11 protein-coding genes are annotated in these 12918 nt (G+C 74.7%); 3 read left to right on the top strand and 8 right to left on the bottom strand.

Translation table 11 applies throughout. The annotated features are described in order from the left end of the window. Positions 1–47: 47 nt before the first annotated feature. Genes ROT00_RS11745 through ROT00_RS11725 form a run of 5 tightly spaced genes read right to left on the bottom strand, consistent with a single transcriptional unit; the run spans position 48 to position 6943 of the window. Positions 48–1133, bottom strand: coding sequence for a GNAT family N-acetyltransferase (locus ROT00_RS11745; RefSeq protein WP_404775060.1), 1086 nt, complete (start codon positions 1131–1133; stop codon positions 48–50). Next, positions 1130–2290: an LLM class flavin-dependent oxidoreductase gene (locus ROT00_RS11740; protein WP_404775059.1), complete on the bottom strand. Its 1161-nt coding sequence runs from the start codon at positions 2288–2290 to the stop codon at positions 1130–1132. Before ROT00_RS11740 ends, ROT00_RS11745 begins: the two co-directional genes overlap by 4 nt. Before the next feature lie 3 nt (positions 2291–2293). Beyond that, on the bottom strand, positions 2294–4363 hold the full coding sequence (locus ROT00_RS11735; protein WP_404775057.1) for an LLM class flavin-dependent oxidoreductase: 2070 nt from the start codon (positions 4361–4363) through the stop codon (positions 2294–2296). Then, positions 4353–5732, bottom strand: coding sequence for an NtaA/DmoA family FMN-dependent monooxygenase (locus ROT00_RS11730; RefSeq protein WP_404775055.1), 1380 nt, complete (start codon positions 5730–5732; stop codon positions 4353–4355). Before ROT00_RS11730 ends, ROT00_RS11735 begins: the two co-directional genes overlap by 11 nt. Further along, complete coding sequence (locus ROT00_RS11725) at positions 5732–6943, bottom strand: LLM class flavin-dependent oxidoreductase (protein WP_404775053.1); 1212 nt, start codon at positions 6941–6943, stop codon at positions 5732–5734. Before ROT00_RS11725 ends, ROT00_RS11730 begins: the two co-directional genes overlap by 1 nt. Positions 6944–7201: 258 nt before the next feature. On the opposite strand from ROT00_RS11725, the gene ROT00_RS11720 reads away from it, so the two are divergent. Next, on the top strand, positions 7202–7543 hold the full coding sequence (locus ROT00_RS11720) for a carboxymuconolactone decarboxylase family protein (RefSeq protein ID WP_404775051.1): 342 nt from the start codon (positions 7202–7204) through the stop codon (positions 7541–7543). Positions 7544–7683: 140 nt separating this feature from the next. Then, positions 7684–8277 (top strand): FMN reductase, encoded by a 594-nt coding sequence (gene msuE, locus ROT00_RS11715; protein ID WP_404775050.1) that lies wholly within the window; start codon positions 7684–7686, stop codon positions 8275–8277. Positions 8278–8425: 148 nt separating this feature from the next. On the opposite strand, the gene ROT00_RS11710 is transcribed toward msuE, so the two are convergent. From ROT00_RS11710 to ROT00_RS11700, 3 genes are all read right to left on the bottom strand, one after another. Next, the gene (locus tag ROT00_RS11710) at positions 8426–8971 is read right to left on the bottom strand and encodes a hypothetical protein (RefSeq protein WP_404775048.1); all 546 of its coding nucleotides are present in this window, start codon (positions 8969–8971) and stop codon (positions 8426–8428) included. 31 nt (positions 8972–9002) lie between these two features. Then, complete coding sequence (locus ROT00_RS11705) at positions 9003–10262, bottom strand: MFS transporter (protein ID WP_404775046.1); 1260 nt, start codon at positions 10260–10262, stop codon at positions 9003–9005. Between the two features lie 227 nt (positions 10263–10489). Then, positions 10490–10831 carry a hypothetical protein gene (locus tag ROT00_RS11700; RefSeq protein ID WP_404775044.1) on the bottom strand — a complete coding sequence of 114 codons (342 nt, stop codon included), beginning with the start codon at positions 10829–10831 and terminating at the stop codon, positions 10490–10492. A gap of 139 nt (positions 10832–10970) precedes the next feature. Here ROT00_RS11700 and ROT00_RS11695 point away from each other — a divergent pair, with 139 nt between their 5' ends. Next, a complete protein-coding gene (locus ROT00_RS11695) occupies positions 10971–12899 on the top strand; it encodes a bifunctional diguanylate cyclase/phosphodiesterase (protein WP_404775042.1) in 1929 nt (642 codons plus the stop codon). The last annotated feature ends 19 nt before the right edge of the window (positions 12900–12918 follow it).

Raw genomic sequence — 12918 nt, 5'->3', positions numbered from 1 at the left:
CGGCATCCGCGCGTCCGCGCCGAGGGGCGACCGGCCGGCGAGGGGCGTCAGGCGGCGATGCTCCCGCGCTCCGCCGGGACGTCGAGCGAGAAGGCGAAGAGCCGGATGCGCCGGCCGCCGTCGACGACGAGGTCGTGCTCCCGCTCCGGGAGCCGGGCGAAGCCGAGCCGTTCGTACAGCCGGTGCGCGCCGGTCATCTGCTCGCCGCTGTTCATGACGACCCGGTCGAGGCCGCGAAGCCGGGCGAGCTCCACCGCGTGCCGGGTGAGCAGGGCGCCGATCCCGCGACCGCGCGCCGGGGGATCGACGGCGAGGAGGCGGAAGTCGAGCTCGCCGTCGCGGGCGAGCGGAGAGATCGTGCGACCGCGCCGCGGCGTCGCGACCGTGCCGAGGAGCCGGCCGCTCGCGGCATCCGCGGCGACCCACACCTGGTGCTCGCGGACCCGCTCGCCGACGTCCAGGATCGACGCCCGGTACTCGGCCGACAGCTCGTAGGCCGCCTCGTAGGCGCGCAGCGAGAGCCCGGCGATCTCCTCGACCTCGTCCGGGCGGGCGAGGCGGACGACGACGTCCGCGCGCGGCTGCAGCGGCAGGCGGAAGTCGAGGTGGTCGATGCCGCCGTCGGCATCCGGGCCGGTCGTCGAAGCGGATGCCTCGGGCGCGGCACCGCCGGTCGCGGCGGGGCGGAACTCCCGGTAGCCGAGACGGGCGTAGAGCCGCTGCGAGGCGTGGTTCAGGGTGCCCGTGTCGAGCACGAGCGCGTCGGCGCCCCAGGCGAGGGCGTCCTCCTGGGCGGCGAGCGCGAGCGCGCGAGCGATGCCGCGGCCGCGCGCCTCCGGTGCCGTGGCGAGCAGCCGCAGCTCCGCCTCGCCCGCCCGGGCGAGGCGCGCGTGCGGCGAATCGTGGCGGAGCACGCTCGCGGTGCCGAGGAGCGCGCCGTCGGCGCCCGTCGCGACGAGCACCGAACCGGTCGCGGCGCGCACGCCGACGCCGTGGACGAGCTCGCGCCGTGCCGCCGACACCGGCAGGTGGCCGTACGGCCCGTGCGCGAAGGCGCGCTCCGTCAGCCGGCCGACGGCCGGGTACTCCTCGGGCCGTGCGTCGCGGACGAGCACCGGTGCGGCGGCGCTCACCGGCTCGCCACCGGGACGCCGGCGAGACGGCCGGCGGACTCGGGCCGCCCCGCGTCATCCGTCGTCCGGGGTTCGACGCCGCCGGCGAAGGCGGGGCGCGCGGCGTACGGGTCGCCCGCCCCCCAGAGCGTCGTCGGCAGCGCCTCGCGGAGCGCGGGGAAGACCTCGCCCGCGAGCCGCTCCAGCTGCTCGTGCTGCTCCTCGACGGGGAGCGTCGTGGGCAGGCTCACCGACTGCAGGTCGTGGCCGAGCGCCTCGTGGAACCGTGCGATCTTGTCGATCACCTGCTGGGGGCTCCCGACGAGCGCGGGCCCCTCGGCGATCGCATGATCGATGTCGCGGAAGGGGGTGTTGTTCCCCGGGACGTTCGTGGCGCTCACCAAGGCATCGTAGACCGGCCCGTACTTGGCCTTCGCCTCCTGCGTGGTGTCCGCGATGAACAGCGCCCCGGACCCGGCGCCGACGTAGGCGCCCCGCGGATCGTGCCCGTGCCGGGCGTACTCGTCGCGGTAGTGCCGCACGAGCACGGCGTAGTTCGGCAGCGGCTGGATCGCGTTCGCACTGAACAGTGGATCGCCCCACTTCGCGGCGAGCGCCGCCGAGGCGAGGGTCGTCGCGGAACCGTGCCACACCCGCGGCGGCCCGGCGAAGGGTCTCGGCAGGGTCGTCGTCCCGCGCTGCGGGCGGGTGTACGCGGTGCCCGGCCAGTCGACCTCGGTCTCCCGCCAGAGCCGGCGGAGCAGCGCGTACTTGTCGGCGAGCAGCTCCCACTGCTCGTCGATCTCGAGCCCGAAGAGCGGGAACTGCGCCGCCTCGTTGCCCTTGCCGATGGTGAGCTCCAGCCGGCCGCGGGAGAGCTGGTCGACCGTCGCGTAGTCCTCGGCGACCCGCACCGGGTCGAGCACGGACAGCACGGTCACCCCGGTCTGGAGGCGGATGCGCGAGGTCGAGGCCGCGACGGCGCCGAGCAGCACCGACGGGGCCGAGGAGAGGAAGCGCCCGGCGTGGCGCTCGCCGACCGAGAAGACGTCGAAGCCCAGGCGTTCGGCCCGTCGGGCGGACTCGACGGTCTGCTCGAGCCGCTCGGCCGGGCTCACGAGCCGAGCGGTGACCGGGTTCGGGGTGTACGGGACGATGTCGAGCAGCTGGAAGCGCACGGCTCACGCCCCCTGCCTGGCGAGCGGCGTCTTCTCGCCCGCTTCGATGCCGATCGGCAGCCGGTTGCCGGCCGGCGGCAGCGGGCACGTCGCGAAGTCCGTGTACGCGCAGGGCAGGTTGACCGCGCGGTTGAAGTCGAGCTGGACGGCGCCGTCCTCGTCCGGGGCGTCGATGGCGAGGCTGCGGTTCGCCGCGTACGTCGTGAGCCCGCTCGTCGCGTCGGTGAACAGGGCGAAGAGGGAGCCGGGCGTCGCGCCGTTGAAGACGGTGAGCGCGAAGGGCTCGCCGCGCAGCTCGAACTCGACCCGTCCCGGCGCCTCGTAGACGTGCTGCTGCCCCTCGACGGCGGCGTCGACGGTCACCTGCTCGGGCTCGTCGAACGGCACGAAGCGGCCGGAGGCCAGCCAGCGCGGGTTCGGCAGGTAGCTCGGCGTGCCCGGGTACGCCGCCCGGAACGGGAACGCGGGATCGCGCGGCCGGACGAGATCGCGGCCGCCGCGCCGAGCGAGCTCGATGGCGAGCGGCCCGGAGCGGAGCGTGAGCCCGCCGCGCTCGGGCACGGGGCCGAAGGCGTGCCGGCCCTCGAGCGGCGCGCCGTCGAGCTCGAGCACCTCGCCGGGGTCGAGTTCCACGACGGGGCCGCCGGGGCCGGTGGACCAGGCTCCGGGCGTGCCGGGGAAGCGGGCGGGCTCCGAGCCGAGCCAGTGCAGCCCGGTGACGGCGAGGAAGCCGTGCTCGGCCGCGCGGGCCGCTTCGTGGGCGCGGTGCCAGGTCTCCCAGTCGCGGGCGAACGCCGCGCGGTCGAGCCCCGTCGCGGCGGTGTCCGCGGTCGTTCGCCCATCGGCGGCGGGCCGCCCGCCCGCGCCGGACCGCCACGCCTCGGCGAGGAGCCGGTAGGAGGCGACCCGCAGCTCGTGGTCGTGCACGATCGTCGTGACGAGCAGCTCGTCGGCGCCCGTCACGCGCTGCAGCGTCTCGAGCGCGGCCACCACGGTGGCCGGCGAGCCGACGAACCGGGTGTCGAGCCGGTCGCGCACCGCGGCGAGCTCCGCCGGGGCGAAGTCGGCGAGCGGGCGCGCCTGCTCCGGCGCCGGATACGGCACCGCGCCGGCGCCCTCGCGGATGGAGAGCACCCACTCGGCGTAGCCGGCGGCGAGTCGCTCGGCCTCGGCATCCGTCTCCGCGACGACGACATCGACCGAGACGATGACGTGCGGGCGCTCGAGCTCGGCGGAGGGCCGGAAGCTGCGCCGGTACTCGGCGACCGCGTCGAGCACGCCGCTCGGCGCGACGTGGTAGTTCGTGCCGAAGCGGAGGCCCAGCCGCCCGGCGAGACGCGCGCTCTCGCCGGCGCTCGATCCGTGCACCCAGAACTGCACGTCGGCGCCCGTCGCCGGTTGCGCGTCGACGAGCACCTCGGCGCCGTCGCCCTCGCGCCCGTCCTCGAGCTGCACCCCCACCGGGCCGGCGAGGAACGCCCGCACGGCGTCGACGTCCTCGGCGAAGCGGGCTGCGTCGCCGGGCACGCGGCCGAGCAGCCGGGCCTGGGCGGCGAACCGCGCCCGGTCGAAGCGGAACGGCCGGGCCGGCGGCACGACGAGGCCGTCGACCACGGTGTTCGGCGCCTCGGCCACGGGCGCATCGTTCGAGGCCTCCCCGCTCCCGGGCGCTTCGGCCACAGGCGCGGCCGGCGCCGCGGCATCCTTCGCGGGCGGCAGCCCGGAGCGGCCGAAGCCCAGATCGACCCGACCGGGGTAGAGGGCGGCCACGGTGCCCGCCGCCTCGGCGATCTGCAGCGGCCGCGAGTTGCCGACGATCGTCGCCGCGGTGCCCACCCGGATGCGTTCGGTGGACGCGGCGAGGATGCCGAGGAAGACGTGCGGCGCGGAGCCGGCCACGCCCGGGTTCAGGTGGTGCTCGGCGAGCCAGTAGCGCGCGTACCCCGCCGCTTCCGCCGCGCGGGCGAGGTCGATCGAACGGTGCAGCGCCTCGCCGGCGGTCGACCCAGCCGCGATGGGCACGAGATCGAGCACCGAGAGCTCCGCTCTGGCGGTGATGGGGTCACCCGGCATGGGACAGCTCCTCCTGGTCGGCGGCCGCCGGCTCCGGCAGGCCGAGGTTCTGGCGCAGCGTGGCGCCCGGGGTGTACTCGCGGCGCAGCACGCCGCGGTCCTGGAGCTCGGGCACCACGCGGTCCACGAACTCGTCGAGGCCGTGCGGCGACGTCGTGCCGACGATGACGAACCCGTCCGTCGCACGCTGCTGCACGTAGCGGTCGAGCTCGGCGGCGATCGTCGACGGCGTGCCGACGAAGGACTGCCGGCCCGTGAGCGCGATCACCAGCTCGCGGATGGAGAGGCCCTCGGCCTCGGCCCGCTCCCGCCAGGCCCGCGCGATCCGCACGGCATCCGGGTAGCGCGGCGCCCAGCCCTTGGCGACCGTGCCCTCCGGGCCATCGCCCGGGTCGAAGGCCGGCAGCGGGCCGTCGGCGTCGTAACCCGAGAGATCGCCGCCCCAGAGCTGCTCGAGCACCGTGATCGCGTTCCGCGGCGTCACCTGGGCGAGCGAGACCTCGCGCGCGAGCTCCTCGGCCTCCGCCTGCGTGTCGCCGATCGCGAAGGTGACCGCCGGGAGGATCTTCAGCGAGTCCTCCGTGCGGCCCCAGCCGGCGAGCCGGCCCTTGACGTCGTCGTAGAAGGAGCGGGCCTCGTCGAAGGCGCTGTGCCGCGAGAAGATCACCTCGGCGTGCTCCGAGGCGAAGTCGCGCCCGTCGGCCGAGTCGCCCGCCTGCACGATGACCGGGGAGCCTTGCGGGCTGCGCGGGGTCGTGAAGCGGCCGCGCACGTCGAACTGCGCACCGCGGTGGCCGAAGGCGCCGGCGGCGCCGTCCGAGAGGAACCGCCCGCCGGCCCGGTCGGCGAGCACCGCGTCGGCGGGCCAGCTCTCCCAGAGCTGCTTCGCGAGCCGCACGAACTCGTTCGCGCGGGCGTAGCGGTCGGCGTGGTCGAGGAAGCCGCCGCGCCGGAAGTTGGCGCCGTGGAACGCGTCGGAGCTCGTGACGACGTTCCAGCCCGCCCGGCCGTCGGAGAGGTGGTCGAGGGTCGCGAGCTGCCGGGCCAGCTCGTACGGCTCGTTGAACGTCGCGCTCAGGGTGCCGACGAGCCCGATGTGGCTCGTCACGGCGGCGAGCGCCGCGAGCACCGCGAGGGTGTTCGGCCGGCCCACCACGTCGAGCTCGTGCAGCTCGCCCTTGTGCTCGCGCAGCCGCAGCCCCTCCGCCAGGAAGAGGTAGTCGAAGCGGCCGCGCTCGGCGGTGCGGGCGAAGTGCTCGAAAGCCGTGAAGTCGATCTGGCTGCGGTGCAAGGGATCGGCCCAGAGCGTCGTGCTGTTCACGCCCGGGAAGTGCGCGGCGAGATGGACCTGCCGCTTCGTCGTCGCCATCAGGCGGCCTCCTCTGCTCGAGTGCGGTGCCGGGTGATCGCCTCGGGGAATCCGAGGCGGGCGCGCAGCGTCGCCGCCGCGCCGTCGCGCCGCCCGAGCGCCGGCAGCACCCAGTCGGCGAGCTGCTCGAGATCGCGCGGCAGCCGCGCGGGGCGCAGGCGGACGCCCGCATAGCCGGCGGCGGTCCAGGCCTCGATCCGCTCGAGGAGCTGCGCCGGCGTGCCGGCGAACACCGTCGCGTCGGAGGCGAGCGGGGCGCCGTGCAGCGCGTCGAGCCGGTCGAGGGCGGCGCGGGCACCGGCCTCGGTGGACTCCAGCACGACGACGGCGTCGGCGAGCACGCGCAGCGGTTCGCCGCGGAACTCGGCGATCCCGCTCCGGCCGACGCGCTCCTCCGCCTCCCGGACCTCGCGGAGAACACGGGCGTCGTCGGCGGCCTCGAGCGGCGTGACGAAGACGAGGTCGGCGCTCGCCGCCGCGAACTCGTAGGGGATCGCGGCGTGGGCGAGGGCGGTGACGAGCGGCTGGCCCTGCGGCGAGCGCGGCACGATCGAGGCGCCCGCGACGCTGAACCAGCGGCCGGTGAACTCGGCGCCGTGGATCCGGGTGCGATCGATGAAACGCCCGGTGGCGGCATCCTGGATGATCGCGCCCTCCTCCCAGCTGTCCCAGAGCCGGCGGACGACCTCGACCACCTCGCCGGCCTCGTCGAACGCCGCGCGCAGGCCCTCCGAGTCCCCTCGGCGGAGCGCGTCGAGGTCGACGGCGGGGAGGGTGCGGCGGCCGAGGTGCTCGGCCTCGTGCGGGGCACCGGACAGCTGGGCGCGCCAGCCGGCCCGTCCTCGGCTCGTGTGGTCGAGCGTCTGCAGCGCGGTGGCGACGTGGAACGGCTCGGTGTGGGTCGTCGTCACCGTGGGGACCAGGCCGATGCGTGAGGTCAGCGGCGCGACGGACGAGGCGATGAGGAGCGCGTCGAGCCGCCCGCGGACCTCGTCGGTGCGTTCGTCGGGCGTCCACAGCCGAGCGGATTGCAGGCCGAGCGCGTCCTCGATCGTGACCAGGTCGAGGTCGGCCCGCTCGGCGGACTGCACGAGGTCGCGCCAGTAGCGGGCGCTGAAGAGCTCGCCGGGCCGGGCGGAGGGATCGCGCCAGGCGGCGGGGTGCCAGCCGGCCCCGTCGAGGGCGACGGCGAGGATGGGTCGCGGAGTCATGGGGCCACGATCGGCGGCGGCACCGGCTCGCGCAAGCGCCGGTGTCATGCGCTGCCGCGCGCGGTCATCGGGCTTCATCCGGGGCGTCCCGCTCGTCATCGTTCGACATCGAGGGCACGGCTGCGGGGTCACGCGACGACGCGCACCGCAATCCGGCTTCACGCGCGGTGACGTGGCGGAACACGCGTTGCCCGCGTCGCGCGGCGCCGGGAGAGTCGAAAGGGCGCCTGCCGCCCAGGCCGAACGGAAGGGAACCCCATGACCGGCTACTTCGACTCCGAGGACCGCAGCTACACCCGGGTGTACAAGGAGCACACCCCCGACATCCTCGCCGCGTTCGCCGCCTTCGACGGCGCCGTGTTCGCCGCGGAGGGGCGGGAGATCCCGCTCAAGTTCCGCGAGCTGATCGCGCTCGCCGTGGCGATCACGACGCAGTGCGGCTACTGCATCGACGCGCACGCGAAGCAGGCGAGCGCCGCCGGGGCCTCGTCGGCCGAGCTCGCCGAGGCGGCGTGGGTGGCCACGGCGATCCGCGCCGGCGGCGGCTATGCGCACGGCCGTCTGGCGTTCAAGCTCGCGGGGGACCACCAGCACGGATGACGGTCCGGCGCGTCGTCCCGTGACGTCGGAGCGGATCGGAACATTGCGCCGTACGGCGCCGCGTGGCGCGCTGTTGCACCGCCTTACCGGGCGCGTCGTCGCCGGTGGTGGCGACCGGGTCGGCGACCTAGCTTCGAGCCATGTCGAACATCTCCCTGGTCGCCGTCTCCGGCAGCCTCCACTCCCCGTCCAAGACCACCGTGCTGAGTCGGGTGCTCCTCGAGCGCTTCGCGGAGGCCCTCGAGCGCGCCCTCGGCCCGGAGGCCGCGGTCGACACCCGGCTGATCGAGCTCTCCGAGATCGGGCGCGAGTTCTCCGGTGCGCTCACCCGCGACGAACTGAGCCCGGCGGCCGAGGAGGCGATCCGCACGATCGAGCAGGCGACGCTGCTCATCGTCGCGAGCCCGGTCTACCGGGCGAGCTTCACCGGGCTGTTCAAGCACGTCTTCGACTTCGTCGGACAGTACGCGCTGATCGACAAGCCGGTGCTGCTCGCGGCGACGGGCGGCAGCGACCGGCACGCGCTCATCATCGAGCACCAGTTCCGGCCGCTGTTCTCCTTCTTCCAGGCGCTCACGCTGCCGATCGGCGTCTACGGGAGCGACGCCGACTTCGTCGACTACCGCATCGACTCGCCCGCGCTCGCCGAGCGGATCACGCAGGCGGTGCAGCGGGGGGCGCCCGTCGTCATCGGGCAGGTCCGTCCCGTCTCGTCGTACATCTCCAGCTGGTAACCCGCAGCACGGAAGCCGGCGCGGGCTCGGCAGGCGGGCTCGGCAGGCGGATGGCCCGGTGCTCACCGGCCTCCGAGCGGGGCTGCCGCCGAGCTGCCCTGGGATTGAGTGCGCGTCCTCCGTCGGCGGAGCCCCCGGGCAGTGCCGGTCACTCGGCGATGCGCACTCCCGGCAGGGGGTCCAGCTCCGGCCTGCCCTCCGCGAGCGCTTCCCTGCGCTCGCGGAGGATCGCGAGGGCGGTGTTCAGCCCGACGCCGAGCCGGTGCAGCGAGTTGAGGCCCCGCGACTCCCAGACGACGAGTTCGCCCTGCTCGTCCCTCGAGCCGAGCTCCCAGAGCAGCGCGTCGCCGTTCTCGCTCCAGGCGAAGACCTGCAGGCGCTCGGCGAGCGGCCAGTCGCCGTCCGGCTCGACCATCCAGTCGAAGCCCTCGGCCCGGCCGTCCGCAAAGGCGGCGCGGAACCGCTCGGTGAGCCGGCTCGTGCGCCCGGGCCAGCCGTCGGCGTATCCGGCCCGCACGGGCGGGTAGACGAGCCAGAGCCCGAAGAGCCGGCCCCAGCCCGCCGTGCGCACGAAGGCGCGGTAGCTGGGCGGGAAGGGGCCGCCGTCGGGCAGGACCGACTGCTCCAGGGCGACGAGGTCGACGTGGCCGATCGTCGGCTCGGCGGGCGGGCGGAATTCACCGGAGTGCGGCATCCCCGCAGGATATCCCGAGCGGATGCCGCGATCAGGCCGGGATCGCGGCATCCTCCGGCGCCGGGTTCGGCGCGCCCGGGCGGCGTCGCTCGCCGAGGGTGAACGACAGCGCGAGGCCGGCCGCCACCAGGCACGCCATCGCGACGAACACGGACTGCAGTCCGCTCGCGTCGGCGAGTGCGCCGAGCAGTGGCGTGGCGAGCCCGCCGAGGGAGAGGGTGAGGCCGAGCGTCAGGCCGCTCGCGACGCCGATGCGGTTCGGGAGGTAGGTGTGCGAGAGCGTGATCTGCGGGGCGAACGGGAGGAACAGGCTGAAGCCGAGCGCCGCGGTCGCCACGACGACCGCCTCGGCGCCGGGCGCCAGGATGATCCCGAGGATCGACAGCACCGCGAGCAGATAGCCGCCGCGAACGACGTGGAGCCGTCCGATCCGGTCGGCGAGCCAGCCGCCGAGCAGGGTCCCGACGGCCCCCGCCGCCGGGAAGAGGGACAGCGCGAGCGAGGCGAACTCCGGGGTCGCACCGAAGCGGTCGATCGCGTACAGCGCCACGAAGGCCGACGTCCCGACGTAGGCGACGGACCACATCGCCAGGACCGCGGTGAGCCAGCCGAACGAGCGCCAGTCATCCCGTTCGCGCACCGCCACGACTGGCTCGGCGTGCGGCGGCGCCGCGGCGGGCGTCCGCTCCGAAGCGGCCGCACAGGGCTCGACCGATCGCGCCGCGCGCCGCGCGGCGAGCACGTAGACGGCCCCGAGCACGACCGCCGGCGCGGCGAGCAGGGCGGTGCCGGACAGCCCGAACCAGCCGACCACGAGCACGACCGCCGCGGGTGCGAGCGCGACGCCGACGTTCCCGCCGACCGAGAAGAGGCTCATCGCCCCGCTCGTGCCGCCGCCGGCGGTCCGCGCCTCCATCGTCGCGGCGGGGTGGTACGCGGCGACCCCGATGCCGGAGAGCGCGATGGCCGCCCAGACGGCGGGGTACCAGTCGGCCAGCAGGCCGCTGACGGCCACGCCCGCGCCGGCGACGAGCAGCCCGGCGAGGCTCATCCAGCGCAATCCGAAGCGGTCGCCCAGGTAGCCGAATGCGGGCTGAGCGATGCTCGAGAGCGCGGTCGCGGCGAGGGTGATCCCCGCGACCGCCGCGTAGCTGTAGCCCGCGTACAGGACGAAGAAGGGGAGCAGCGCCGCGACGGCGCCGGTGAAGAAGTCGTTCCCCGCGTGGGTTGCGGTGAGCGCCCACAGGGTCGTGCGGGAGCGGGGCGGGCTCGCCGTCGCGGTCGTGCGCATGGGGTCCTCTCGTCGAGCCGCGAGCGGAGTGGTCGCGGGCTGCGCACCACCCTACAACTCCTCAGACAAGTAGAGAAGTTCAGTGCAGGCTCGGCCGATGTGCCCGCCGATCGGGCTCCGTCGATCGAGCCCCGCCGATCGAGCCCCGCCGATCGGGCTCCGCCGCGCGGCGCCCGGCACGCGAAACGCCCCCGCGCAGCGAGGGCGTTCGGTCGTCCGCGGGTCGCCTACGCGACGAGGACGCGATGCCGGTCGGGGCCGTCCGTCGGAGTGAACGCGGCGTCCGGTCGCAGGGCGGTGACAGGGGCGGTCCGCGCCTCGGACCCGGTGCGCTGCGCCTCGCGGATGACGTCCGCGCGGGAGGAGTGCCAGGTCGGCGCCGAACGCCGCGCGATCCACACGGCCTCGTAGCCGCCGCGCGCGCCCCGCTCGACGTACGCGACGAGCCGCTGCACCTGACCCGCGGGGTAGCGCGAGTCGCAGAGCCGCCATCCGCCCGGCGCGAGCGGCTCCCAGATCAGCGTCTGCTCCGTGCCCGGGGTCTGCTCCATGCCCAGTGTCTGCTCCATGGTCGGCCTCCTCTTCCCGATGGCATCCTGCCGCGACCCCGCCCCGCGCAGTGGGCCCTTGACACGGGGCGCGCTTCAGGCAAGTCGGTTAAGCTGGCCACACCGGTCGCCCCTATCCCTTCCGGCAGACGGAGTGACAGTGGACCCGGCCGAACTCGCCCTCGACCCCGATGAGCTCCGCAGGCTCGACGAATGCGCCAAGGAGCCGATCCGAACGCCCGGGTCGATCCAGGCGCACGGCACCCTGCTCGGCATCGACCGCACCGGTCTGATCGCGGTCGCGAGCGAGAACGCGAGCGGATGGCTGGGGCATCTGGTTGCCGAACTCGGCAACGTCGAGCTCGAGTACGCGGTGCGCAGCGGTCAGGCGATCGACCCGGTGCGGATCACCTGGCAGGGCGAGGCGTGCGACGCGATCGTGCACCACCGGGATGCCCTGACGATCGTCGAGATCGAGCCCCTGCCGGAGAGCGGCGAGTATGCCCGAACCGCCGTCGTCGGGGCGATCATGCGCACCTCGCGGACGAGCTCGGAGGCCGAGCTCCGCGAGTCCGTCGTCGCCGAGATCCGCGAGATCACCGGCTTCGACCGGGTCGTGATGTACCACTTCCACGACGACGGGCACGGCGAGGTGGTCGCCGAGGCGCGCACGGACGAGCTGCCGCCGTATCTCGGGCTGCACTTCCCCTCCTCCGACATCCCGCCGCAGGCGCGGGCCCTCTACATCTCGAAGATCGGGCGCACGATCGCGAGCACCGAGGCTCCGGGCATCCCGCTCGTCTCGCTCGCCGACGACCCGCGGACGATCGATCTGTCGGATGCCGAGCTGCGCACCGTCTCGCCGTACCACCTGCAGTACATGCGGAACATGGGGCAGGGCTCCAGCTTCTCGCTCTCGATCGTCGAGAGCGGCCGACTGGTCGGCATGATCACCTGCGCCGACCGGGGGGAGCGCCGCCTGCCGGTCCTCCTCCGCCGGGCGCTCGAGGTGCTGGCCGGGCAGATCGCCCTGCAGCTCGCCTCGATGCGGCAGATCAGCCGGCTCCAGCACATGGTCGACGTGCGCGAGCGGCGAGCAGAGCTGCTCGCGCCGCTCTATGCTTCCGACGACATCCACGCGGCGCTCCTCGGCGGCTCGTCGACCGTGCTCGACCTCGTCCCCGCCGACGGCGTGCTCGTGCGCATCGCCGGGACCTCGCGGATGGCGGGGGAGACCCCCGCGCTCGGGGCGATCCTCCGGGTGCTCGAACGGGTGGGGAGCACCCGCTTCGCGTCCGAGTGCCTGCGGGCCGACCGGCCGGAGCTCGCCGAGCTCGTCCCGGGCGTCGCGGGCCTGCTGATCGTGCCGCTCGCCGAGACGGGCGATGTCCTGGTGTTCTTCCGCCGCGAGGTCGCCCACGAGATCACCTGGCTCGGCGACCCCAGCGGGACGAACCGACCCGACGGCCTCTCGCCGCGCACCTCCTTCGCAGCCTGGCAGCGCACCGTGCGCGACCGGAGCGAGCCGTGGGGCACGGTCGTCGACGAGGCGGCGGAGCTCGGTCACGAGCTCGAGGTCGCCCTGCAGCGGCGCGCCGAGGCGCAGCTCGCGGAGCTCGCCATGCGCGATGCGCTCACCGGCCTGTACAACCGCCGTTACCTCGTCGAACGGCTCGCCACCCGCGGGCCGGTGGGCGAGGGCGGGAAGGCGATGCTCTTCGTCGACCTCGACGACTTCAAGCGCGTGAACGACGAGCATGGCCACGACGCGGGCGACACGGTCATCCTCGAGGTCGCGAACCGGCTCACCGAGTCGTCGAGGGAGCAGGACGTCGTGGTGCGGCTCGGCGGCGACGAGTTCGTGGTGCTGCTCGACGGCGTCGTCGGCGAGGACGTCGAGGCGATCGCCGGGCGACTGGTCGAGTCGATCGCCGCGCCCATCGTGACGAGCCGCGCCGTGCTCTCGATCACCGCCTCGTGCGGGGTCGTCGTGGCCGAGGCCGGATCGCCCCGGGTCGGGCTGCTCGAGGCGGCCGACGCGGCGATGTACCGGGCGAAGCACGCCGGGCGCAACCGCGTCTCGCTCTGAGCGGCGGCTCAGCTCAGGG

It is taken from the genome of Agromyces mediolanus, from assembly GCF_044917495.1.
GTDB classification, from domain to species: domain Bacteria; phylum Actinomycetota; class Actinomycetes; order Actinomycetales; family Microbacteriaceae; genus Agromyces; species Agromyces mediolanus_B.
Note: the sequence above shows the minus strand (reverse complement) of the source record. Positions and strands in the feature narration are given on the sequence as shown.

What these genes read in the sequence shown, in the direction of transcription:
- ROT00_RS11735 (WP_404775057.1), bottom strand. Translation starts at nt 4,363, where the DNA reads ATGCCGGGTGACCCCATCACCGCCAGAGCGGAGCTCTCGGTGCTCGAT.
- ROT00_RS11730 (WP_404775055.1), bottom strand. Translation starts at nt 5,732, where the DNA reads ATGGCGACGACGAAGCGGCAGGTCCATCTCGCCGCGCACTTCCCGGGC.
- ROT00_RS11725 (WP_404775053.1), bottom strand. Translation starts at nt 6,943, where the DNA reads ATGACTCCGCGACCCATCCTCGCCGTCGCCCTCGACGGGGCCGGCTGG.
- ROT00_RS11720 (WP_404775051.1), top strand. Translation starts at nt 7,202, where the DNA reads ATGACCGGCTACTTCGACTCCGAGGACCGCAGCTACACCCGGGTGTAC.
- msuE (WP_404775050.1), top strand. Translation starts at nt 7,684, where the DNA reads ATGTCGAACATCTCCCTGGTCGCCGTCTCCGGCAGCCTCCACTCCCCG.
- ROT00_RS11710 (WP_404775048.1), bottom strand. Translation starts at nt 8,971, where the DNA reads ATGCCGCACTCCGGTGAATTCCGCCCGCCCGCCGAGCCGACGATCGGC.
- ROT00_RS11705 (WP_404775046.1), bottom strand. Translation starts at nt 10,262, where the DNA reads ATGCGCACGACCGCGACGGCGAGCCCGCCCCGCTCCCGCACGACCCTG.
- ROT00_RS11700 (WP_404775044.1), bottom strand. Translation starts at nt 10,831, where the DNA reads ATGGAGCAGACACTGGGCATGGAGCAGACCCCGGGCACGGAGCAGACG.